The 20,871-nt window shown below is 71.8% G+C and carries 21 protein-coding genes; 12 read left to right on the forward strand and 9 right to left on the reverse strand.

The window, feature by feature from the left end; genetic code table 11:
* Nucleotides 1–52: 52 nt before the first annotated feature.
* Together ACIGAQ_RS17605 and mca are read right to left on the reverse strand one after the other, a co-directional pair.
* On the reverse strand, nucleotides 53–367 hold the full coding sequence (locus ACIGAQ_RS17605) for a hypothetical protein (protein ID WP_362277448.1): 315 nt from the start codon (nucleotides 365–367) through the stop codon (nucleotides 53–55).
* The gene (mca, locus tag ACIGAQ_RS17610) at nucleotides 360–1,241 is read right to left on the reverse strand and encodes a mycothiol conjugate amidase Mca (RefSeq protein ID WP_311679911.1); all 882 of its coding nucleotides are present in this window, start codon (nucleotides 1,239–1,241) and stop codon (nucleotides 360–362) included. Before mca ends, ACIGAQ_RS17605 begins: the two co-directional genes overlap by 8 nt.
* A gap of 146 nt (nucleotides 1,242–1,387) precedes the next feature.
* On the opposite strand from mca, the gene ACIGAQ_RS17615 reads away from it, so the two are divergent.
* Both ACIGAQ_RS17615 and greA read left to right on the forward strand, forming a co-directional pair.
* A complete protein-coding gene (locus tag ACIGAQ_RS17615) occupies nucleotides 1,388–1,786 on the forward strand; it encodes a DUF4307 domain-containing protein (protein WP_311679913.1) in 399 nt (132 codons plus the stop codon).
* 178 nt (nucleotides 1,787–1,964) lie between these two features.
* Nucleotides 1,965–2,462, forward strand: coding sequence for a transcription elongation factor GreA (greA, locus tag ACIGAQ_RS17620; protein ID WP_311679916.1), 498 nt, complete (start codon nucleotides 1,965–1,967; stop codon nucleotides 2,460–2,462).
* A 102-nt stretch (nucleotides 2,463–2,564) separates the two neighbouring features.
* Here the strand turns inward: greA and ACIGAQ_RS17625 are convergent, their stop codons facing one another.
* The 3 genes from ACIGAQ_RS17625 to ilvA all read right to left on the reverse strand — a co-directional run bounded on the left by ACIGAQ_RS17625 (nucleotide 2,565) and on the right by ilvA (nucleotide 5,731).
* Nucleotides 2,565–3,365, reverse strand: a complete 801-nt coding sequence (locus ACIGAQ_RS17625; protein WP_399783721.1) for an ABC transporter permease — start codon at nucleotides 3,363–3,365, stop codon at nucleotides 2,565–2,567.
* The gene (locus tag ACIGAQ_RS17630) at nucleotides 3,362–4,339 is read right to left on the reverse strand and encodes an ATP-binding cassette domain-containing protein (RefSeq protein WP_399783724.1); all 978 of its coding nucleotides are present in this window, start codon (nucleotides 4,337–4,339) and stop codon (nucleotides 3,362–3,364) included. Before ACIGAQ_RS17630 ends, ACIGAQ_RS17625 begins: the two co-directional genes overlap by 4 nt.
* 162 nt (nucleotides 4,340–4,501) lie before the next feature.
* Nucleotides 4,502–5,731 (reverse strand): threonine ammonia-lyase, encoded by a 1,230-nt coding sequence (gene ilvA, locus ACIGAQ_RS17635; protein WP_362277438.1) that lies wholly within the window; start codon nucleotides 5,729–5,731, stop codon nucleotides 4,502–4,504.
* 163 nt (nucleotides 5,732–5,894) lie between these two features.
* Here ilvA and ACIGAQ_RS17640 point away from each other — a divergent pair, with 163 nt between their 5' ends.
* The 3 genes from ACIGAQ_RS17640 to ACIGAQ_RS17650 all read left to right on the forward strand — a co-directional run bounded on the left by ACIGAQ_RS17640 (nucleotide 5,895) and on the right by ACIGAQ_RS17650 (nucleotide 7,556).
* Nucleotides 5,895–6,401, forward strand: coding sequence for a MarR family transcriptional regulator (locus ACIGAQ_RS17640; RefSeq protein ID WP_311679924.1), 507 nt, complete (start codon nucleotides 5,895–5,897; stop codon nucleotides 6,399–6,401).
* A gap of 320 nt (nucleotides 6,402–6,721) precedes the next feature.
* The gene (locus tag ACIGAQ_RS17645; protein WP_362277435.1) at nucleotides 6,722–7,225 is read left to right on the forward strand and encodes a sigma factor-like helix-turn-helix DNA-binding protein; all 504 of its coding nucleotides are present in this window, start codon (nucleotides 6,722–6,724) and stop codon (nucleotides 7,223–7,225) included.
* A gap of 82 nt (nucleotides 7,226–7,307) precedes the next feature.
* The gene (locus tag ACIGAQ_RS17650) at nucleotides 7,308–7,556 is read left to right on the forward strand and encodes a hypothetical protein (protein ID WP_311679928.1); all 249 of its coding nucleotides are present in this window, start codon (nucleotides 7,308–7,310) and stop codon (nucleotides 7,554–7,556) included.
* A 16-nt stretch (nucleotides 7,557–7,572) separates the two neighbouring features.
* Here the strand turns inward: ACIGAQ_RS17650 and ACIGAQ_RS17655 are convergent, their stop codons facing one another.
* The gene (locus tag ACIGAQ_RS17655) at nucleotides 7,573–8,727 is read right to left on the reverse strand and encodes a cystathionine gamma-synthase (protein WP_399783729.1); all 1,155 of its coding nucleotides are present in this window, start codon (nucleotides 8,725–8,727) and stop codon (nucleotides 7,573–7,575) included.
* Nucleotides 8,728–8,890: 163 nt separating this feature from the next.
* Between ACIGAQ_RS17655 and ACIGAQ_RS17660 the strand changes: the two genes are divergently transcribed.
* From ACIGAQ_RS17660 to ACIGAQ_RS17685, 6 genes are all read left to right on the forward strand, one after another.
* On the forward strand, nucleotides 8,891–10,009 hold the full coding sequence (locus tag ACIGAQ_RS17660) for a hypothetical protein (RefSeq protein WP_311679932.1): 1,119 nt from the start codon (nucleotides 8,891–8,893) through the stop codon (nucleotides 10,007–10,009).
* A gap of 276 nt (nucleotides 10,010–10,285) precedes the next feature.
* Complete coding sequence (gene msrA / locus ACIGAQ_RS17665; RefSeq protein WP_399783732.1) at nucleotides 10,286–10,954, forward strand: peptide-methionine (S)-S-oxide reductase MsrA; 669 nt, start codon at nucleotides 10,286–10,288, stop codon at nucleotides 10,952–10,954.
* Nucleotides 10,947–11,285: a hypothetical protein gene (locus ACIGAQ_RS17670; protein ID WP_399783735.1), complete on the forward strand. Its 339-nt coding sequence runs from the start codon at nucleotides 10,947–10,949 to the stop codon at nucleotides 11,283–11,285. The genes msrA and ACIGAQ_RS17670 overlap by 8 nt, the downstream gene beginning before the upstream one ends.
* 51 nt (nucleotides 11,286–11,336) lie before the next feature.
* Entirely contained in the window at nucleotides 11,337–12,452 is a 1,116-nt protein-coding gene (locus ACIGAQ_RS17675) for an AI-2E family transporter (protein WP_311679938.1), read from the forward strand.
* Between the two features lie 65 nt (nucleotides 12,453–12,517).
* Entirely contained in the window at nucleotides 12,518–13,708 is a 1,191-nt protein-coding gene (locus tag ACIGAQ_RS17680) for an MFS transporter (protein WP_399783739.1), read from the forward strand.
* A 91-nt stretch (nucleotides 13,709–13,799) separates the two neighbouring features.
* Nucleotides 13,800–14,708 carry a DUF5829 family protein gene (locus ACIGAQ_RS17685; protein ID WP_399784609.1) on the forward strand — a complete coding sequence of 303 codons (909 nt, stop codon included), beginning with the start codon at nucleotides 13,800–13,802 and terminating at the stop codon, nucleotides 14,706–14,708.
* Between the two features lie 43 nt (nucleotides 14,709–14,751).
* Here the strand turns inward: ACIGAQ_RS17685 and ACIGAQ_RS17690 are convergent, their stop codons facing one another.
* Nucleotides 14,752–15,135: a VOC family protein gene (locus tag ACIGAQ_RS17690; RefSeq protein WP_311679942.1), complete on the reverse strand. Its 384-nt coding sequence runs from the start codon at nucleotides 15,133–15,135 to the stop codon at nucleotides 14,752–14,754.
* A gap of 144 nt (nucleotides 15,136–15,279) precedes the next feature.
* A complete protein-coding gene (locus ACIGAQ_RS17695) occupies nucleotides 15,280–16,320 on the reverse strand; it encodes an NAD(P)-dependent alcohol dehydrogenase (protein WP_399783743.1) in 1,041 nt (346 codons plus the stop codon).
* 183 nt (nucleotides 16,321–16,503) lie between these two features.
* On the opposite strand from ACIGAQ_RS17695, the gene ACIGAQ_RS17700 reads away from it, so the two are divergent.
* Nucleotides 16,504–17,412, forward strand: coding sequence for a helix-turn-helix transcriptional regulator (locus ACIGAQ_RS17700; RefSeq protein WP_399784612.1), 909 nt, complete (start codon nucleotides 16,504–16,506; stop codon nucleotides 17,410–17,412).
* A gap of 64 nt (nucleotides 17,413–17,476) precedes the next feature.
* Here the strand turns inward: ACIGAQ_RS17700 and ACIGAQ_RS17705 are convergent, their stop codons facing one another.
* Complete coding sequence (locus ACIGAQ_RS17705) at nucleotides 17,477–20,788, reverse strand: S8 family peptidase (protein ID WP_399784614.1); 3,312 nt, start codon at nucleotides 20,786–20,788, stop codon at nucleotides 17,477–17,479.
* Between the last annotated feature and the right edge of the window lie 83 nt (nucleotides 20,789–20,871).

The following is a 20,871-nucleotide window of genomic DNA, read 5'->3' on the forward strand; positions in this document are numbered from 1 at the left end:
GGCGGTGTGTCCTTCGCCGACGGGTTCGTGCCGCCCCCCTCGGGGCGGGAGGTCAGTCCTGCTTCTTCGCCTGGCCGGAGGGGGCGGAGGCCGCCCGGCCGGACGGGGCGGAGGCCTCGGTGTCCGCGGGGGCCGCGTCCGTCCCGGCCTGTTCGCCGTCCTCGGCCCGCGGGTCCGGGACCTGCGTGAAGTCGACCCTGCTCATGTGCTTGTTCATCGACTTCATCAGGGCCCACACCGCCGCCGCCATCACCGCGAAGACGATGAAGCCGAGGACGCCGGGGGTGACCTTGTCCTCGTCGACCTCCTTGGCGAAGGAGACGAGGTGCGTCATTGCCAGGCTTGCGCTTGCGCTCATGTCAGGCATTGTCGCGGATGCCCGCAAAGAGGTCGTCCTCGGGGAGGGAGGTATCGACGAGGGACTTCGCCAGCTCGTACTCCTCCGTCGGCCAGACCTCCTTCTGGATCTCCATCGGGACCTTGAACCAGCCGCCGTCGGGGTCGATCTGGGTGGCGTGCGCGATGAGGGCCTTGTCGCGGATCTCGAAGAACTCGGCGCACGGGATGTGCGTGGTCAGCGTGCGCTGCTTCATGCCGAACTCCTCCCAGCGCTTGAGCCAGTCCCCGTAGGGGGACTCCAGGCCGCGGTCGAGCATCGCCTGGTGCAGGGCCTCGGTGCGCGGGCGGTTGAAGCCCTGGTTGTAGTAGAGCTTCTGCGGCTGGTAGGCGGGGCCGTACTCGGCCTCCGGGTACTTCTCGGTGTCCGCCGCCCCCTCGAACGCCACCATCGTGATCTTGTGGGTCATGATGTGGTCGGGGTGCGGATAGCCGCCGTTCTCGTCATAGGTGGTGATCACCTGCGGGCGGAAGGAGCGGATCTTGCGCACCAGCTCACCGGCCGCGTGGTCCACGTCCTCCAGGGCGAAACAGCCCTCCGGCAGCGGCGGCAGCGGGTCGCCCTCGGGCAGGCCCGAGTCGACGAAGCCGAGCCACTCCTGCTTGACGCCGAGGATCTCCCGGGCCTCGTCCATCTCCTTCTTGCGCACCTCGTGGATGTGCTCCTCGATGTACGTGTCGCCCTGCAGCTTGGGGTTGAGGATGGAGCCGCGCTCCCCGCCCGTGCAGGTCACGACCAGCACGTCCACCCCCTCGGACACGTACTTCGCCATGGTCGCCGCGCCCTTGCTCGACTCGTCGTCGGGGTGTGCGTGAACGGCCATCAGTCGCAACTGGTCAGTCAAGACTCAATCCTCAGTAAGTCGGCGCCCTGTGTGCGTCGGCGCAATCAGCGGCTTCTATAGTGACCGAATCGGGGGGCGAATAATTCCGGGACCGGGTCCCGGGCCCCTTTCGGGACGTTCGTCCCGGCCCTGTCTGGAGGACGATCATGACCACGGCGAGCACGCGACCGCCCGAGGGCCGCTACGGCCGCTCCTCGGACGAGCGCGCCGACCGCAAGCTCAAGGTCGTCGGTGCCGTCCTCGCCGTGGCGCTGCTGGGGCTCGTCGGCTGGTTCGGCTACCACTACGTGGCGCAGAGCAAGATCAGTGCCGAGGTGATCAGCTTCGAGCCGGGCAAGGAGTCCGTGCGGGTGCATCTGGAGGTCCGCAAGGACGCCGGCACCGAGGGCTACTGCACCGTGCGCTCACAGGCCGAGGACGGCGCCGAGGTGGGCCGGGCCGACTTCCGCTTCGACGGGGACGACACGCGCATCGACCAGGTCGTCACGCTCCGTACGACCGCCCCGGGGACGACCGCCGAGCTGCTGGGCTGCCACGCCGGCTGAGACGGCCGCGCGTCACCCGCAATACGTAGCCCCTGAGCTGCGTTGACGTGATTCTGGCGGCTTATGTCCTCCCCCTGCGGCCCCTGAATTGTTAGGCTCGTGGTTTCGCCCATCCGTGAAGGAACATTCTTCTGGGTAGGGCGATGCTTTGTATTCCCAGTACCTACGAGGAGCACCTGTGACCCAGACCAGCGAGAACGTCACCTGGCTGACCCAGGAGGCGTACAACAAGCTCAAGGCTGAGCTTGAGTACCTTACTGGTCCCGCGCGGGCGGAGATCTCCGCGAAGATCGCCGCCGCGCGCGAGGAGGGCGACCTGCGGGAGAACGGCGGGTACCACGCGGCCAAGGAGGAGCAGGGCAAGCAGGAACTGCGCGTGCGCCAGCTCACCCAGCTCCTCGAAAGCGCCAAGGTCGGAGAGGCGCCCGCGGCGGACGGTGCCGTGGCGCCCGGCATGGTCGTCACGATCGCGTTCGACGGCGACGAGGACGACACGCTGACGTTCCTGCTCGCCTCGCGCGAGTACGCGAGCTCCGACATCGAGACGTACTCGCCGCAGTCCCCGCTCGGCACCGGCGTGATCGGCCACAAGGTCGGCGAGGACGCGCAGTACGAGCTGCCGAACGGCAAGAAGGCCTCGGTGAAGATCCTCAAGGCCGAGCCGTACGAGGGCTGAGCCGCCCCCATCCGGACCTGGACGTGCCCCCGGCACCGCTGCGGCGCCGGGGGCTTCGTCATGCCGGGCGGCACCCGCCCGCTCGGAGGGCCGGCGGGGCCGTCAGCCGGTGGCCCGGCGGTACTTGCGGACCGCGAGCGTCCGGAAGACCGCGATGATCACGACCGACCAGATCAGCGAGGCCCACACGGGGTGCTGCATGGGCCAGGCGTCGGGGGTCTTGAAGCCCGGCGGGAGGTTGCCGAACAGCTCACGGCACGCCTGCACCACCGCGCTGAAGGGGTTCCACTCGGCGATGTGCCGCAGGAACGAGGGCATCAGGTTCGCGTCCACGAACGCGTTCGAGATGAAGGTCAGCGGGAAGAGCCAGATCAGACCGCCCGAGGTCGCCGCTTCGGGGGTGCGCACGGACAGGCCGATGAGCGCGCCGATCCACGAGAACGCGTAGCCGAAGAGCAGCAGCAGGCCGAAGCCGGCGAGCACCTTGCCGAAGTTCTCGTGCGTGCGCCAGCCGACGATCACCGCGACGACGGCCAGGACCACGAGGGTGAGCGCCGTCTGCACCAGGTCGGCGATGGTGCGGCCGGTCAGCACCGCGCCACGCGCCATCGGCAGCGAGCGGAACCGGTCGATGAGGCCCTTGTGCATGTCGTCGGCGATGCCCGCACCCGCGCCCGCGGTGGCGAACGTGACGGTCTGGGCGAAGATGCCGGCCATCAGGAACTCGCGATAGGCCTGCGTCGAGTTGGACGAGCCGACCTGGATCGAGCCGCCGAACACGTAGGTGAACAGCACCACGAACATGATGGGCTGGAACAGCCCGAAGATGATCATCTCGGGGATCCGGCCCATGCGGATGAGGTTTCTGCGGGCGATGACCGCGGAATCGCTGAGGGCGCTCACTGGCCGGCCTCCTTGTCGTTCTCGTCGTCCTTGGCCTCGGCGACGTGTCCCGTCAGGGAGAGGAAGACGTCGTCGAGGGTCGGCCGGCGCAGGCCGATGTCGTCGATCTCGATGCCGCGGGTGTCCAGCTCGCGGATGACCTCGGCCAGGAGCTTGGCGCCGCCGGTCACCGGCGCGGTGAGCTTGCGCATGTGGTCCTCGACCGCGACCTCGCCCTTGCTGAAGCCGGCGAGGACCTCGGCGGCGGTCGGGATGTGCTCGCGCTCGTGGACGACGACCTCGACGCGCTCGCCGCCGGTGCGGGCCTTGAGCTGGTCGGAGGTGCCCTGGGCGATGACCCTGCCCTGGTCGACCACCGCGATGTCGTGCGCCAGGTGGTCGGCCTCCTCCAGGTACTGCGTGGTCAGCAGCAGTGTCGTGCCGCCGGAGACGAGCTGCTTGATGACCTCCCACAGCTGCTGGCGGTTGCGCGGGTCGAGGCCGGTGGTCGGCTCGTCCATGAACATCACGGGCGGCGAGACGACGAGGGCCGCGGCGAGGTCGAGGCGGCGGCGCATGCCGCCCGAGTAGGTCTTGGTGGGGCGGTCGGCGGCATCCGTGAGGTGGAACTGCTCCAGCAGCTCGGCCGCGCGCTCCTTGGCCGCCTTGGACTTCATCTGGTAGAGCTGGCCGACCATCTGCAGGTTCTCCCGGCCGGTCAGGTATTCGTCGACCGCCGCGAACTGGCCGGACAGGCCGATGGAGCGGCGGACCGCGTCGGGCTGCTTCAGCACGTCGATGCCCGCGACGACGGCCCGTCCGCTGTCGGGCCGCAGCAGGGTGGTCAGGCAGCGGACGGTGGTCGTCTTGCCCGCGCCGTTCGGCCCGAGCAGGCCGAGGACGGTGCCCTCGGGCACGTCGAGGTCGACGCCGTCCAAGGCCCTGACGTCACCGAAGGTCTTGACCAGACCCTCGGCGTAAATGGCGCCTGGCATACAAATCTCCACGTCTTCGGGGATGGCCGGACAGATGCCCGGTGAGACTTCTCACGGACACACCATAACGCGATGTATCGCGTCTCTCAACGAGTTTTCCCGCGTGCGGTACGGGAAACGGAGGTGATCTTGACCGGGTCTCCGGGGAGCCGGGACGCGCGGTCAGTCGATGACCGTGTAGCCCGCCTCGCGCAGCGCCTGGCCCAGCTCGGCGCAGTGCGCCGGGCCCTTCGTCTCCAGGTGGAGCTCGACCTCCGCCTCCGTGAGCCCGAGCCGCGGGTCGGTTCGCACATGGCTCACGTCGAGGACGTTAGCGTCGACCACCGACAACACGCTCAGAAGTGTGGCGAGAGCACCGGGCCGGTCCGTCAGCCGCAGCCGGACGGCCAGGTAGCGGCCCTGCGCGGCCATGCCGTGCCGCAGCACGCGCTCCATCAGCACCGGGTCGACGTTGCCGCCGGACAGCACCGCGACGACCGGGCCCTCGAAGGCGCCGGGCTCGCTCAGCAGCGCGGCGACGGGGCTCGCCCCGGCCGGCTCCACGACCAGCTTGGCCCGCTCCAGGCACAGCAGCAGCGCGGCGGACAGCTCGTCCTCGCTGACCGTGCGCACCTCGTCGACCAGCTTGCCGATGAGGTCGAACGGCACGTCGCCCGGGCGGCCGACCTTGATGCCGTCGGCCATCGTCGTGGGGTTGTCGACCGTGACCGGCCGCCCCGCCGCGAGCGAGGGCGGATAGGCGGCGGCGCCCGCCGCCTGGACGCCGACGATCCGCACGTCCGGCCGCAGGGCCTTCACCGCCACCGCGATCCCGGCGGCGAGACCGCCGCCGCCGATGCCGACCACGATCGTGCTCGCCTCGGGGCACTGCTCCAGGATCTCAAGACCCACCGTGCCCTGGCCCGCGATGATGTCGGGGTGGTCGAAGGGGTGGATGAACACCGCGCCCGTCTCGGCCGCGTACTCCTGCGCCGCGGCCAGCGTCTCGTCGACCACCTGGCCGTGCAGCCGCACCTCGGCCCCGTACTCGCGGGTGGCGCTGACCTTGGGCAGCGGGGCGCCCTTCGGCATGAACACCGTGGAGCGCACACCGAGCAGGGAGGAGGCGAGGGCGACGCCCTGCGCGTGGTTGCCGGCGCTCGCGGCGACGACACCGGCGGCGCGCTCCTCGGGCAGCAGACCGGCGATCCGCACGTACGCGCCGCGCAGCTTGAACGAGCCCGTCCGCTGGAGGTTCTCGCACTTGAGGTGGACGGGCGAGCCCACCGCGCGGGACAGGTGCCTGCTGGTCTCCATCGCGGTCACCCGCGCCACACCCGAGAGCATCTTCTGGGCGCCGCGCACGTCGTCGAGGGTGACGGTCCGAAAGGAGTCAGCCGTGCTGTAGCTCATGACTCCAGCATCGCAGTTCACGGGCGGGAACGGCCGTTGTGACCAACCTCCGAGACCCGCTTTGCGCAGCGCCGGTACGACCCGCCGTCCGGCCGCGTACCCTGTCCCCCAATCTGCCAGCCCTCCACGAAGTGAGCCCCCGGCCATGCCCACAACACCTGAAATGTCGATGGACATGACGACCGTCGGTGACACCGGTCTCCTCGACACGCTGCAGCACGAGGTGGCGTTGTTCGCCCGTCGTGCGGAACAGACCCGGCTCGGCGGAGTGGGGCAGGTGCGCAACTCGATGGACCGCGCCGCGTACCTGCTGCTCAACCGGCTCGACAAGGAAGGGCCGATGGGCGTCAAGGCGCTCGCGGCGAGCATGGGGATCGACTCGTCGACCGTCACCCGGCAGGTGGCGCCGCTCGTCGACACCGGCCTCGTCAAGCGGACCTCCCACCCCGAGGACGGACGGGCGGTGGTCCTTCAGCTGTCCCCCCGCGGGCAGTCCCGGCTGGAGGAAGTGCGCTCCTCCCGGCGGCAGTTGATGGCCGAGCTCACCCAGGACTGGAAGCCGGAGGAGCGCGAGGCGTTCTGCTCCCTCCTGACGCGCTTCAACACCGCGCTGTCGTCGCGGATGTCGGCGCAGGGGGTGCCCGGGCCCGAGGCGCAGTCCGACTCCTGATCACCCCGCTCGCCCGGCCGAGAGATCCCGCGTGGTCACGCGGGGGTGGGCACACCCGTACACGCCGCACGGGGGCGGACGCCGACACCGCCACCCGGCAGCACCTCACCCTCGCCCGGCCCCGCGCCGCGCCGCGCCGCTCACCGTCCGGTGGGGCACGCGCGTGTGCCGCCGCGCCTCACTGTCCCGCCGGGCACGCGCGCGTGCCGGACCATGCGCGGCTCTTGACCGCGGGGGCGCCTCTGGCCTGATATGAGACCGGGCCCCGCCGCGCGCGGCCGGGGCCGCATCCTCAGGGTCGCCGTGGGGCGGGAGGCGAGGTGCGGGAGCGGCACGCGTACCGGGCAGCCCGTCGCGCCCGGGAGTTCGAGGCGTTCGTCGCGGGCGCGGCCGGGCGGCTGCTGCACGCCGCCACGCTGCTCACCGCCGAGGCCCCGGACGACAACCCGCGGGCGCGGCGCCTGCTGACGCGGTCGCTGGCCCACACGTACGCCCGCTGGGACGGGCTGCGCGGCGAGGACCCCTACGACCGCACCCGCCAGGAACTCGCCACCCGCTTCGCGCGCGGCGCCTGGCACCGGCACGGCGGGCTGGCCCGCTCCCGCCCGCACCCGGCGAGCCCTCTGGCCGCGCTGACCCCGCAGGAACGACTGATCGTCGTCCTCAGGCTGTACGAGGGGGTCGCCGAGGAGCAGGCGGCGGCGCTGCTGGGCCTGTCCCCCGAACGGGTACGGGCCATCTGCCACCGGGCGACGACCACGCTGCTGCGCCGCCCGCGGGGCCCGGCCCCGGCCGTACGGGCCGCGAAGGCGGTGCCGTCATGAGGCGCTCCGCCGGACGGCCGGCCGGAGGATCGTCCGGACGACCTGCCCGGGGCGGCGGCCGTGCCGGTGAGCGGAGGCTGCCATGAGGGGGAACGACCGCGAGGCGACCGTGCGGCGGTTGCTGGAGCAGGCGCAGCGGCCCGTGCCGCCCGAGATCCACCCGGAGGCGGTGCGGCGGGGCACCCGCATGCTGCGGCGCCGGGCGCTCGCCCGCCGGGCGCTGTGGCTGCTGCTGTGCGCGGCGGCCGTGGCCTTCGCGGTGTGGGCGCTGACCGCCCGGCCGTGGGTGGAGCCGCCGTCGCACACGACCCCACCCCTGACCGGCTGGTGACCCGGCCGGCGTCCGGCTAGCCGAGCGCCTGCTGCAGGTCCTCCAGCAGGTCGTCGGCGTTCTCGATGCCGACGGACAGCCGCACCAGGTCGCCGGGGACCTCCAGCAGCGAGCCGGCCACGGACGCGTGGGTCATCCGCCCCGGGTGCTCGATCAGCGACTCGACGCCGCCCAGGGACTCGCCCAGCGTGAAGACCTTGGCCCGGTTGCAGACCTCGACGGCCGCCTGCTCGCCGCCCTCGACGCGGAAGGAGATCATGCCGCCGAAGGACTTCATCTGCTTGGCGGCGACCTCATGGCCGGGATGCTCCGGCAGGCCCGGGTAGAGCACGCTCGTCACGCGCGCGTGGCGGGTGAGCATGTCGGCGACCTTGGCGGCGTTCTCGCTGTGCCGGTCCATCCGTACCGCGAGGGTCTTGGTGCCGCGCAGCACCAGCCAGGAGTCGAAGGGGCCGGCGACGGCGCCCATCGCGTTCTGGTGGAAGGCCAGCTCCTCGCCGAGCCCGGCGTCGGCGGTGATCAGCGCGCCGCCGACGACGTCGGAATGGCCGCCCATGTACTTGGTCAGGGAGTGCACCACGACGTCCGCGCCGAGGGACAGCGGCTGCTGCAGGTACGGCGTGGCGAAGGTGTTGTCGACGACGAGGCGCGCGCCCGCGTCCCGGGCGACCTGGGCGACGGCGGCGATGTCGGTGATGCCGAGGAGCGGGTTGGAGGGGGTCTCGACCCACACGACCTTGGTCTTGGGGGTGAGGGCGGCGCGCACGGCGGCCGGGTCGCTGGTGTCGGCCACGGACCACTCCACGCCCCAGCGGGCGACGACCTTGGCGAACAGGCGGAACGTGCCGCCGTAGGCGTCGTTGGGGATGACCACGTGGTCGCCGGGGGCGAGCAGCGTGCGCAGCAGGCAGTCCTCGGCCGCCAGCCCCGACGCGAACGCGAGACCGCGGCGGCCGCCCTCCAGGGCGGCGAGGTTCTCCTCCAGCGCGGTCCTGGTCGGATTGGCGCTGCGGCTGTACTCGTAGCCGCCGCGCAGGCCGCCGACACCGTCCTGCTTGTACGTGGACACCTGATAGATCGGCGGGACGACCGCGCCCGTCAGGGGGTCGGCGGTGTTGCCCGCGTGGATCGCGAGCGTCTCGAAGTGCTGACTGATGTGCCTGTCGCTCATGGGCACCGAGGGTAGTGCGCCGGAGCGAGACGTGCCGGAGCAAGCGGCCGGCCGCGTGCGGACCGGGCTTTTCCACAGGGCGGCGGAGGCCGTCGGGCCGGGTTTTCCACAGGTTCGCGGACCAGGTTGGCCAATTGTCGGCGCGGTCTGGTTCGCTTGTTGCATGGAGATTCTCTGGGTCCTGATCGCAGCGGTCATGCTGGGCTTCGTGCTGCTTCCCTTCCTGCGGCGCGGGCGCGGTGCGGTCGGGCTGGTCTCGCCTGACCACCCGGACGCCGCGGACCCGGCGAACTACGGCTTCGTCCGCGAGGAGGAGCTCGACATCCGCATGCCCGGCCCGGACCAGGACCTGCTGGACGTCCTGGACGTGGTGCAGCGCACGCAGGACTACCGCGCGGCCCAGCAGCTCCTCGCGGGCACGGAGACGGAGGGCGAGCGCCGCTGGCAGCGCGTGCAGGCCTTCGCGGGCGCGGCCTCGCTGGAGCTCGCGCAGCGGCCCGGCGGCGTGGGCGAGTCGCCGGGCGGGCAGTGGCTGCGGGTGTGGCGGGCCGAGGCGCCCAAGGACGCGGGTGGCGCGGCGGTGCACGCCGAGTTCCTGGTGCAGCAGGCGTGGCGGACGGCGTCGCCCGGCACGGACGAGTTCCGGATCATCATGGAGGAGGCGAAGGCGGCGTGCGGCGACGCGGCGCTGCTGGCCCCGGGTGATCCGATCCCGTACATCGTGGAGCTGTCGGTGGCCCGCGGTCTCGGCTACTCCCAGAAGGACTTCGAGCAGCTCTGGCTGAAGATCCTGGACCGCGCGCCGAACCACATGGGGGCGCACCTGGCCGCGCTGCACTACTGGTGCGAGAAGTGGCACGGCTCGCGTGACCTGGCGTACTCGTTCGCGGAAGCCGCGGCGGCCCGGGCCCCGCAGGGCTCCCTGCTGGCGGCGATGCCCCTGTTCGCGGTGTTCGAGCACCTGCCCGAGGTGACGCTGGTCAGCGGCTTCTGGCAGACGGAGGTCGTCACGAAGGCGGTGCACGGCGCGCTGCACGCGGTGCACTCGGCCCGCCCGGACGACCCGATGCTCGCGCATGTGCGGCACATGCTGGTGTTCTTCCTGGTCCGCGGCGAGCGCTGGTCGGAGGCGATGAGCCAGCTGGTCCACATCGACGGGCACGTGGGCGCCCTGCCCTGGACCCTGTCCGCCGACCCGGCCGCGGAGTTCGCGGTGTACCGGGCGCTGGCCGTGGCGGGCTATGAGGCGAACGGCGGCAGCCCGGCGAACCTGCCGCACTGAGCGGAGCCCCGGGCGGCCCCGGGCCTGCCGCACCGCCCCCCTCCCGGCGGGTCCGAGCCTTCCGTACCGAACCCTGGCTCGGGGCGGGTCCGAGCCTTCCGTACCGAACCCTGGCTCGGGGCGGGTCCGAGCCCGCCGCACCGAGTCCCGCTCGGGCGGGGCCCGCCCCGGAATTCCGGGAGATCGGGGCGGGTTGCAGGGGACGTCGCCCACACGCGGGCGACGCGCCTCTCGCCGGATACGGCCGGAGGGCCACCGGAGACCGCTGGAGACCGCATGTTCCCGTACAGCCGCACCCCCCGGCTGCCGACCCGCGAGCAGGCCCTGACCGGCCGCCCCGAGCCGCTGTTCACGGTCCCCGACCGCCACACCGTCCTCGGCAACCCGCTGCTCGGCCCGTACCCGGAGGGCCTGGAGACCGCCGACTTCGGCATGGGCTGCTTCTGGGGCGCCGAGCGCGTGTTCTGGCGGCTCCCGGCCGGTGTCCGGACGACCCTGGTGGGCTACCAGGGCGGCCACACCGAGCACCCCACGTACGAGGAGGTCTGCTCGGGCCTGACCGGCCATGCCGAGGTCGTGCGGGTGGTGTACGACCCGGCGGTGATCTCGTACGAGCGCCTGCTGAAGACGTTCTGGGAGTCCCACGACCCCACGCAGGGCTTCCGCCAGGGCAACGACGTCGGCACGCAGTACCGCTCGGCGGTCTACACGCACGGCCCCGAGCAGGAGGCCGCCGCCAAGGCCTCCCGCGCCGCCTACCAGCGGGTCCTGACGTCCTCCGGCCACGGGACCGTCACCACGGAGATCGTCCCGGCCGAGGGCCGCCCCTTCTACCCCGCCGAGGCCTACCACCAGCAGTACCTCGACAAGAACCCGGCCGGATACTGCGGCATCGGCGGCACGGGCGTGTCCTGTCCGGTCGGCGTGGCCCGGGCCGATGGCTGAGCCCGCGGGGGCCGTGGAGAGCTTTGGCGGGGGCTGGATCCACGAGGGGAACCTGCGGCCGTTCTGCGAGTCGGTCGCGGAGGTCTGCGGCTACGCCTTCGACGACGCGGACTGGCAGGCCGTCGGGAACGCCCTGCCCGGCACGGACGTGGAGGAGCCCGGCGGCTGGTACGACTACCCGCTGGCGGGCCGCGTACCGCTGACCCTGTTCGTGGCGGACGACCCCGATTCGTTCGTCGTCTTCGTCCGCCTCACCGGGGCCCCGGACGACCTCACGCGGGCGCGGATCGAGACGGTGCTGCACATCTTCAGCTCCTACAGGGTGGTGTGACGCGGCGGACCGTGTGTCCCAGGGGTTGCGCGCACCCCATAGGGTGCCCTCGTGACTGCGCCCCTGAGTTCCTCCAGATCCCGTGCCGCGCTGCGGATATCCGCGCGGGTGTCGGGTGAGTTGCTGCTGGTGTTGGCCGGGCTGGCCGTGGCTCTGTGGCTGCTGGGCCGGATGTGGTCGGTGGTGTGGCCGCTGGTGATCGGGCTGCTGCTGACCACGCTGACCTGGCCCGCGGTGCGGGTCCTGCGGCGGCGCGGCTGGCCGCCCGCGCTCGCCGCCTCGGTGGTGACCGTACTGTTCCTGCTGGTCGCGGCGGGCGTGGTGGCGCTGATCGCGGTGCCGGTGGCCTCCCAGTCCGGGGAGCTGTCCGACGGCGTGGTCGAGGGCATCCAGCGGCTGCGCGAGTGGGCCGCCGGGCCGCCGCTGAACATCGGGGACGCCCAGATCGACAAGGCCTTCGACTCCGCGGTCGCCCGGGCCCAGGAGGGCCTCGGGAGCATGGTCGGCGCCGTCGTCACCGGGGTGAGCACCGTGGTCAACGGTGTCGTCACCGCCGTGCTCGCGCTGTTCCTGATGTTCTTCTTCCTCAAGGACGGCCCGCGGTTCCTGCCCTGGCTCGCCCGTCAGCTGCCCGGGCGCCTCGCCACCGATGTCCCGGTCGTCTTCGCGCGCGGCTGGGACACGCTGGGCTCGTTCGTACGGTCCCAGGCGGCCGTCGGCCTGCTCGACGCCGTGCTGATCGGCCTGGGCCTGTGGATCCTGGACGTGCCGCTGGTCCTTCCCCTGGCGGTGCTGACCTTCGTCTCCGCGTTCGTGCCGATCATCGGCGCCCTGTTCGCCGGGTTCGTCGCGGTCCTCATCGCGCTGGTCTCCAACGGCCTGACGGACGCGCTGATCGTGCTGGCCATCATCGTCGTGGTGCAGCAGCTGGAGGGCAACGTCTTCCAGCCCATGATCCAGAGCCGCGGCCTCGGTCTGCACGCGGCGGTCGTGCTGCTGGCGGTGACGCTGGGCGGCAGCCTCGCCGGCATCGTGGGCAGCCTGCTGGCCGTGCCCGTCGCCGCGCTGATCGCGGTGGTGTGGAACTACGTCCGCGAGCAGCTCACCGACCCGTCACCGGGACCGGGCGAGGACGACCCGGACCTCGCGGGGCCGGCCCCCGCGTAGCCGGGCGCGGACGGTCGGGCACGCCGCGCCGGGCGGAGGCGGTCGCCCGGGTTACGGTCGGCTCCATGACCGGTGATCGCCCCGGGTGGCACCGGTGCCTGCTGGGCGGCGCGCTGTTCGCCGTGGCCATGGCAGGCACCACGCTGCCCACCCCGCTCTACCCCCTCTACCAGGAGAAGCTCGGCTTCTCCGAGCTGACCGTCACCGTCGTCTACGCCGTGTACGCCTTCGCCGTCATCGGCGTGCTGCTGCTGGCGGGCAACGCCTCGGACGCCGTGGGCCGCCGGCCGGTGCTGCTGTGGGGCCTGGGGTTCGCGGCGGCGAGCGCCGTCTGCTTCCTGTGCGCGACGGGCCTGGGCTGGCTCTTCGCCGGGCGGCTGCTGTCGGGCCTGTCCGCCGGCCTGTTCACGGGGGCCGCCACGGCGTACGTGATGGAGCTGGCCCCGGAGGGCGGCGACGCCCGGGCCACCTTCGTGGCGACGGCCGCCAACATGGGCGGTCTGGGCTGCGGTCCGCTGCTCGCCGGGCTGCTCGCGCAGTACGCCCCCTGGCCGCTGTACCTGCCGTTCGCCGCCCATCTCGGCCTGGTGGCCGCCGCGGCCCTCGCCCTGCTGCGGCTTCCGGAGACCGTGCGGGAGCTGCGGCCGCTGCGCTCGGTACGGCCGCAGCGCCCGGCTCTGCCCGCCCGGGTCCGCCCGGTGTTCGGTCCCGCGGCGACCGCGTCCTTCGTGGGGTTCGCGCTGTTCGGGGTGTTCACGGCCGTCAGCCCGGCGTTCCTGGCCGAGGAGCTGGACCTGCGCGACCACGCCGTGAGCGGGCTGGTCGTCGCACTCGCCTTCTTCTCCTCGACCGCCGGGCAGCTGGCGGCCGGCCGGGTGGGGGTGGCGCGGTCGCTGCCGCTGGGCTGTGCCGGGCTGTTCACCGGGCTGCTGCTGCTGGCGGGCGCCCTGCACGCGGACCTGCTCGCCCTGGTGGTGCTGAGCGCGCTCGTCGGCGGGACCGGGCAGGGGCTGGCGTTCCGCGGGGCGCTGTCGGCGGTGGCCGGGGCCTCGCCCGGGGACCGGCGCGCGGCGGTGATCTCGACGCTGTTCGTGGTGGCGTACGCGGGGATCTCGGTGCCGGTGATCGGGGTGGGGCTGCTGACGGGGCCGCTGGGCCTGGAGGGCGCGGGGCTCGTCTTCATCGCGTGCATGGGTGCCCTGGTCTCGGCCGCGGCCGTGTATCTGCTGCGGAGGCCGGTCCGGGTGGCGGCCTGAGCGCCGTGATCCGCAGCGGCGCCGTAATCCGCAGCGGAACCGATTCCTCCCGGCCTACGCTCCCCGCATGGTTCTCAGACGAGCGTTACAGGTGATCATGGTCATGACCCTGGCCCTCGCGGGGGCGGTCCAGGGCGCCGCGCACGCCGAGGACGGCGGCGGGGGCGGACGGCCGTGGCTGTACTACAACCACGCCTACGGCGTGCTCGACCGGGAGACCGCCGACGCGATCGAGCACTCGGCGTATCTCCGCGACTTCGCGAACTTCCAGGTCCGCACCACCACCGGCTCCGGCGGACAGACCTGGACCGGCCGCTACCTCATGGGCCGCGAGACCTACCTCGAACTGTTCGGCGTCGGCGACCTGCCCGGCAAGGACGGCACCCTCGGCGCCGGCGGCATGGGTGTCTCGACGGAGCGCGCGGGCGATCTCGCGACGGTCACCGCCCGGCTGCGCGAGCAGGGGATCGGCGAACCGGTGGAGTTCCTGCAGACGCGTGACTTCGGCGACGGCGTGCCCGTGCCGTGGTTCGACGCGGTGTTCACCACCGACCGGTACGACCTCTTCGGGGCGTGGGGGATGGAGTACCGGCCGGAGTACTTCGCCGACCCGCGCGGCAACACCGAACCCGCCGCGTACCCCGGTGACGTGGGCCGGGAGCGCTACCTGTCCGACGGCTACCGGGACCGTCTGATGCGGGACGTGACCGCCGTGCGGCTCGCGGTCACCGCGCGGGACCTCGCGAACACGGTGCCGCTGCTGCGGGCCGGCGGGTTCGCCGTACGGTCCGTGCCGGGCGGGGGCGTCGTCGCGAAGGGCGGCGGCACCACCCTCCGCTTCGACGCCGTGCCGCTCGACCGGGTGGGTCTGCGGCAGGTGGAGATGTCGCTGAACAGGCCGGTGGCGACCCGGCACGTGGAGCGGCTCGGCCACTCGGACCTGGTCGTGGGTCCCGGCCCCCGCGCCGTGTGGACCTTCGGCGCCGCCTCCGGCGACTAGCCCCCGGTTCCGGCCGGGCGGGCCGGTCGGAGCCGCCGGTGGTTCAGCCGCCGCTGCCGTACGGCCTGGTGATGATCTCCAGGCGGTGGCCGTCGGGGTCGTCGAAGTACGCCCCGCGGCCGCCGTCGTTGTGGTTGATCTCGCCGGGGCGGCTGTGGAACGGGTCCGCCCAGTACGTCAGGCCGGCCTGCTGGATCCGGGCGAAGATCTCGTCGAACTCCTCCTCCGAGACCAGGAAGGCGTAGTGCTGCGGCGTGATGGCGCCGGGGCTGTCCATGTAGTCGAGCGTGACACCGTTGGAGATCTCGACCGGGAGGAACGGGCCGTAGGGCGCGCTCACCTCCAGCCCCAGGATGTCGGCGAGAAACCGGGCCGAGGCACGCTTGTCGCGCGCGGCGACGATCGTGTGGTTCAGCTGCACGGTCATGGCGGGCCTCCCCTGACGTACCGGTGATCCCCCTCTGGTCACTCCCCCTTGTACCCCGGGTGCGCTGACCCGCGCATCACGAGAACGCGCCGAGGGCCCCGGCACGGATGCGCCGGGGCCCTCGGGCCGGTAAGCCGCGGGGGCTCAGATCGTGGCCGTGTCGATCACGAAGCGGTACCGCACGTCGCTGGCGACGACCCGCTCGTACGCCTCGTTGACCTGGTCGGCGCGGATCAGCTCGATCTCGGCGCCCAGGCCGTGCTCGGCGCAGAAGTCGAGCATCTCCTGGGTCTCCGCGATGCCGCCGATCATGGAACCGGCCAGGGACTTGCCGCCGCCGATCACCGAGAAGAGGTTCAGGGAGATGGGCTCCTCGGGGGCGCCGACGTTGGCCAGCGTGCCCTCGGTCTTCAGCAGCGACAGGTAGGCGCCGAAGTCCAGCGGGGCCGAGACCGTGGAGACGATCAGGTCGAAGGTGCCGGCCAGCTCCTCGAAGGTCTTCGGGTCGCTGGTGGCGTAGTAGTGGTCCGCGCCCAGCTTCAGACCGTCCTCGCGCTTGCGCAGGGACTGCGAGAGCACGGTCACCTCGGCGCCGAGCGCGTGCGCGATCTTCACGCCCATGTGGCCGAGGCCGCCGAGGCCGACGATCGCGACCTTCTTGCCGGGGCCGGCGCCGAACCGCTTGAGCGGCGAGTACAGGGTGATGCCGGCGCACAGCAGCGGCGCGGCGACGTCCAGGGAGAGACCGTCGGGGATGCGGACGACGAAGTTCTCGTCGACGACGACCTTCTCGGAGTAGCCGCCGTAGGTGGGCTCGCCGTCCTTGCCGATGCCGTTGTACGTCGGGATGTTGCCCTTGACGCAGTACTGCTCGCGGCCGGCCTTGCAGTTCTCGCACTCGCGGCAGGAGTCGACCATGCAGCCGACGCCCACGCGGTCGCCCACGGCGAACTTGGTCACGCCCGCACCGACCTCGGAGACGACACCGGCGATCTCGTGGCCGGGGACCATCGGGAAGATCGCCTCGCCCCAGCCATCCTGGGCCTGGTGGATGTCCGAGTGGCAGATACCGGCGAACTTGATGTCGATCAGGACGTCGTACTCGCCGACCTGGCGGCGTTCGATGGTGGTGCGCTCCAGCGGCGCCTTGGGGGCGGGAGCGGCGTACGCAGCAACAGTGGTCATGCCGGGGGATCTCCTAGCGGGGTCGTGCGCCCGGCTGCCTTCCGGACCTTCCGGCCGGGCACGCTCCCCACCGTGCCGGAATCCCGGATCCTCACCCAGACCACGGTTTTGCGTACGCACGGCGTGCGTACCACTGGCGGGGTCAGGCTCGTGTGCGTACGACCGGTGATACTGGACAGCATGGTGGACGAACAGCCCGAACCCGCACAGACGGCCGCAGGCGGCCTGGACCGGCGTGCCGAGCTCAGCGAGTTCCTGCGCACCCGGCGAGCCCGGCTGAAGCCGGAGGACGTCGGGCTGCCCGACTTCGGGCGGCGGCGGGTGCCCGGGCTGCGCCGGGAGGAGCTGGCCCAGCTGGCCGGGGTGTCCGTGGCGTACTACACGCGGCTGGAGCAGGGCAACGGCCACAACGTCTCGGCGGAGGTGCTGGACGCGATCGCGCGCGCCCTGCGGCTCAGCGACGCCGAGCACGCCCACCTGACGCACCTGGCCAAGCCGAAGCAGCACAAGAAGAAGCCGGTGGCGCGCAGCCAGCAGGTTCGGCCGGCGCTGCGGCACCTGCTGGACTCGATCGACAGCGTCCCGGCGTACGTCGTCGGACGCCGCTCGCACGTCCTGGCCTGGAACCGGATGGCCGCGGCGCTGTTCGGCGACTGGGCGGAGCTGCCGGCCCAGGAGCGGAACTGGGCGCGGATGGTGTTCCTGCGGCCCGAGTACCGCGAGCTGTTCGTCGAGTGGGAGCAGAAGGCGGCCGACATCGTCGGCTACCTGCGCATGGACGCGGGCTGCCACCCGGACGACCCGCAGCTGTCCGCCCTGGTGGGAGAGCTGTCGGTGAAGAGCGAGGAGTTCCGCCGCCTGTGGGCCGCCCATGACGTCAAGGAGAAGAGCTACGGCGTCAAGCGGATGCGCCATCCCCTGGTCGGTGACCTGACACTGTCCTTCGAGACGTTCCGCCTGGTCGACGACGCCGAGCAGTCCCTGATCACGTACCACGCGGAGCCGGGCAGCGCCTCGGCGGAGGCCCTGCGCCTGCTGGCGAGCTGGGGTGCGGACGCGACCCGGGCGGGCGCCGAGAGCCCGGCCCCGTAGACGCGCGAGCGGCCCGCCGGAAGCCGGGGCTTCCGACGGGCCGTCCGCTGACGGGTCCTGCGGCCTACTTGCCGTAGTACGCGTTGTAGATCGAGATCGTCGACTTGTTGCCCTTCTTGTCGGCGATCTTGGTGTGGAAGGAGACGGCCTTCCCCTTCGCCGGGTTCTTGAAGGAGACCTTGCCCTTCTTGACGGCGAGCTTCTTCCAGGTCTTGCCGTAGTCGTACGACACGTACACCGACAGCGACTTCAGGTTGCCGCCCTTGGCCGCGCCCTCGACGGTGACCGGAACGGTGACCTGCTTGCCGGCCGGGGCCTTGCTGTCCAGGCCGGTGGCCGCGTGGAAGCGCGCGGTGGAGGCGGGCAGCTGCTTGAGGTCGGTGACCTTCTTCGAGCGGAACGTCCAGCTGGCGTCGATGCGGGTGGAGGCCGCCGCGACCTTGACGCTGCGCTTGACCGACGTCGACAGCTTGTACTCGGCGTCACCGGCCGGGACCTTGAACGTCTTCTCGCCGAACAGCGGGTCGTCGTTGGAGCCGACCTTCTTGCCGTTGCGGTAGAGGGTCGTGGCCGCCGACGAGAACTGCGAGTAGCCCACGTTGCCCTTGCCGTCGGCGAACAGCGGCAGCGAGCCGAAGATCTCGTTGCCCTCGCGGAAGATGCCGAAGTCGGCGTCGATCCGCGGTCCGAAGACGGCCGCGTTGACGGTCTCGGAGTAGCTCTTGCCGGCCGCGTACTTCTGCTGGCCCAGCGTGTAGGCGGCCTCGTCGATCGGGAAGCCGTCCGGGTCCACCCCGCCGTACTGGGAGAACTCGAGCTGCCACTCCACGCCGCCCTGCGCGGACAGGTGCAGCGTGCGCGTGCCGGGCAGGGACTGCTGGATGCCGATCGAGGAGGCGCTGGAGCTCCACGGCATCCAGCCCACCGCGTTGATCGCGCCCTTCTTGCCGGGCGTCGAAGCACCGAGGCCGGCCTTCACCGTGGCCAGCTCACCGGCCTTGTAGTGCTTGGTGAAACCGGTGGCGAGCTGCTTGACCGGGCCGCCGGCGACGGTGTTGTACTCCTCCGTGGCGCCCTTGCTCCAGTGGCCGTCCCACTGCTGGGTCACCGAACCGTCGGTGATCTGCGGGCCGACGTGGGCGCTGCGGATGTCGGCGAAGGAGTCCAGCCACCAGCCGAAGCCGTAGCTGGAGTCACCGGCAGACACCGTGTAGTCCGCCGAGGCGAACTCCGACTTGGTGCCCGTGGCCGGGACGGTGATGTCCACCTTCTTGGCCTTGCGGGCGTCCAGCGTGACCGTGGTGTTCTTGGTGAGGTTCAGCTTGGGCTGGGCGAGCCAGTCGACACCGGCGAACTTCTCCGGGTCGTCGCCCACGTAGATGTTGCCGTTGAGGGCGTAGGTGCCCTTGGGAAGCCGCGCGGTGACCGTGCCGTCCGCGTCGTACGGCATGGCCCCCTTGCCCTTGCCCAGGCCCGCGATGCCGGTCAGGTCGGCGCTGTAGTTCTTCGCCGGCTGCCCGTCGCGGTTCAGGACCTTGAGCGTGACGTCGTACGACTCGACCTCGCGCTGGACCGCCGCCGCCGTGCGGACCGTCTGGCCGCCACCCGTCGCCGTCACGTACGAGGAGTACGCGCCGTCGAGCGTGCCGCCCAGCTTGGTGTTGACGGTGAAGGGGACGGAGGCCTTGCCGCCGGCCGGGACCGTCACCGTGGTGGCGCCGAGCTTGAAGAAGCCGGCCGGGGCGGCCTTGCCCTTGGGGTTGGTGGCGGTCGCCGCCAGCTTCAGCGTGACGTCCTTGGTGCCGAGGTTGCGGTACGTCAGCTGCTTGGTGACCGGCTTGTCGTCGGTGTGCGGCCACTGCTGGATGCCGAAGCTCACCGACGCCGGCTCGGCGACGACGGTCTGCTTGATGGCCTTGTCGACCTGGATCCGGCCCGAACCCTGCTGGAACGGCGTGTACTTGCCGCCCTTGGTGGAGCCGGTGAGAGCGCCCTTGAGCTCGGTGTACTTCCACTCGGGGTGCTGCTGCTTCAGGATCGCCGCCGCGCCCGCCACGTGCGGGGTCGCCATCGACGTACCGGAGATGGTCATGTATCCGGCCGGCTTCTCGCCGACGTCCTGGGCTATCAGGTTGCCGGGGGCGGAGGCCGCGGTGATGTCCACGCCGGGCGCGGTCACGTCGGGCTTGAGGGCGCCGTCCATGCCGGGGCCGCGGCTGGAGAAGTCCGCCAGCACGTCCTTGTCGTCGACCGCGCCGACGGTCAGGGCCGCGGCGGCGCTGCCCGGGGAGCCGACGGTCTGCTCGCCGAAGTCGCCCTCGTTGCCGGCGGCGATGGCGAACAGGACACCCTTCTCCTCGGAGAGCTTGTTCACCACCGCTTCCATCGGGTCGATCGCCGGCGTGTCCAGGCCGCCCAGGCTCATGTTGATGACGTCGGCACCCTGCGCGGCGGCCCACTCCATGCCGGCGACGATCTCGGAGTCACTGCCGAATCCGCTGTCGTCGAGCACCTTGCCGTTGAGGATCTTCGCGCCGGGCGCGACGCCCTTGTACTTGCCGCCGGACTTCGCGCCGGTGCCGGCCGCGATGGCGGCGACGTGCGTGCCGTGGCCGACCTTGTCGCTGGTGTCGGGCGCGGCGGAGAAGTTCTTGGCGTCGACGACCTGGCCCTTGAGGTCGGCGTGCGTGCCGTCGACACCGGTGTCCAGGACGGCGATCTTGACGCCCTTGCCGTCGTAGCCGGCCGACCACGCCTTGGGCGCGCCGATCTGCGCGACGGACTTGTCGAGGCTGGCCTTGCGGACGCCGTCGAGCCAGACGTGCGCGATGCCGGCGGCGGTCTTGTCGCCGTTGGTGACGGCGTCCCACAGCTCGGGCGCGTCCTCCTGCGGCGTCTGGACCGCGTCGGCGTTGAGGGTCTTCAGGGTGTGGCTCAGGGTGCCCGCGTCCCGCACGTCGGCCTTCGTGGCCGCGGCGCCGCCCTGGTAGCCGACGATGACCTTCAGGCCCTTCTTCTGGGCCTTGCGGGTCGCGGACTTGTTGAGCTCGGTGACGTCGAAGAGACGCTGGTCGAGCTTGCCCGTGGCGACGAGACGGGCGGCGTCGGCCGGGATCACGAGGGTGTGGCCGTCGATCTTGCGGACCTGGACGGGTACGTCCTCTCGGCCCTCGGCCCGCTGCAGGCCGACGACGCGGCCCTTGGCGTCCAGGGCGACCCGGTCGCCGGTGATCAGCGTGATGTGGTGCTTGGCGGTGAGCGAGGCCCGCTCGGCGGCGGCCGTGCGCTCGCCGTCGGCCGACGCGGGGCTGGTCATGCCCGCCGCGAGGGCCACGGCTGCCGCTGTGGCGACCGTGGCCGCGCACGCCCTTTTCACTTGTCTGCGCAAGTTTCCCCCTTGCAGAAGTACCGGGCGAATTCCCCGTTCACCCGGCCGGGGGTGGTCTCGTACGCATGCGC

Source organism: Streptomyces sp. NPDC085932 (genome assembly GCF_044540525.1).
GTDB lineage: Bacteria > Actinomycetota > Actinomycetes > Streptomycetales > Streptomycetaceae > Streptomyces > Streptomyces levis.

Bases quoted from the DNA above. Each gene is read 5' to 3' on its own strand.
- ACIGAQ_RS17605 (WP_362277448.1), bottom strand. From the start codon at position 367: ATGCCTGACATGAGCGCAAGCGCAAGCCTGGCAATGACGCACCTCGTC.
- ACIGAQ_RS17615 (WP_311679913.1), top strand. From the start codon at position 1,388: ATGACCACGGCGAGCACGCGACCGCCCGAGGGCCGCTACGGCCGCTCC.
- ACIGAQ_RS17630 (WP_399783724.1), bottom strand. From the start codon at position 4,339: ATGCCAGGCGCCATTTACGCCGAGGGTCTGGTCAAGACCTTCGGTGAC.
- ilvA (WP_362277438.1), bottom strand. From the start codon at position 5,731: ATGAGCTACAGCACGGCTGACTCCTTTCGGACCGTCACCCTCGACGAC.
- ACIGAQ_RS17640 (WP_311679924.1), top strand. From the start codon at position 5,895: ATGTCGATGGACATGACGACCGTCGGTGACACCGGTCTCCTCGACACG.
- ACIGAQ_RS17650 (WP_311679928.1), top strand. From the start codon at position 7,308: ATGAGGGGGAACGACCGCGAGGCGACCGTGCGGCGGTTGCTGGAGCAG.
- ACIGAQ_RS17655 (WP_399783729.1), bottom strand. From the start codon at position 8,727: ATGAGCGACAGGCACATCAGTCAGCACTTCGAGACGCTCGCGATCCAC.
- ACIGAQ_RS17660 (WP_311679932.1), top strand. From the start codon at position 8,891: ATGGAGATTCTCTGGGTCCTGATCGCAGCGGTCATGCTGGGCTTCGTG.
- msrA (WP_399783732.1), top strand. From the start codon at position 10,286: ATGTTCCCGTACAGCCGCACCCCCCGGCTGCCGACCCGCGAGCAGGCC.
- ACIGAQ_RS17670 (WP_399783735.1), top strand. From the start codon at position 10,947: ATGGCTGAGCCCGCGGGGGCCGTGGAGAGCTTTGGCGGGGGCTGGATC.
- ACIGAQ_RS17680 (WP_399783739.1), top strand. From the start codon at position 12,518: ATGACCGGTGATCGCCCCGGGTGGCACCGGTGCCTGCTGGGCGGCGCG.
- ACIGAQ_RS17690 (WP_311679942.1), bottom strand. From the start codon at position 15,135: ATGACCGTGCAGCTGAACCACACGATCGTCGCCGCGCGCGACAAGCGT.
- ACIGAQ_RS17695 (WP_399783743.1), bottom strand. From the start codon at position 16,320: ATGACCACTGTTGCTGCGTACGCCGCTCCCGCCCCCAAGGCGCCGCTG.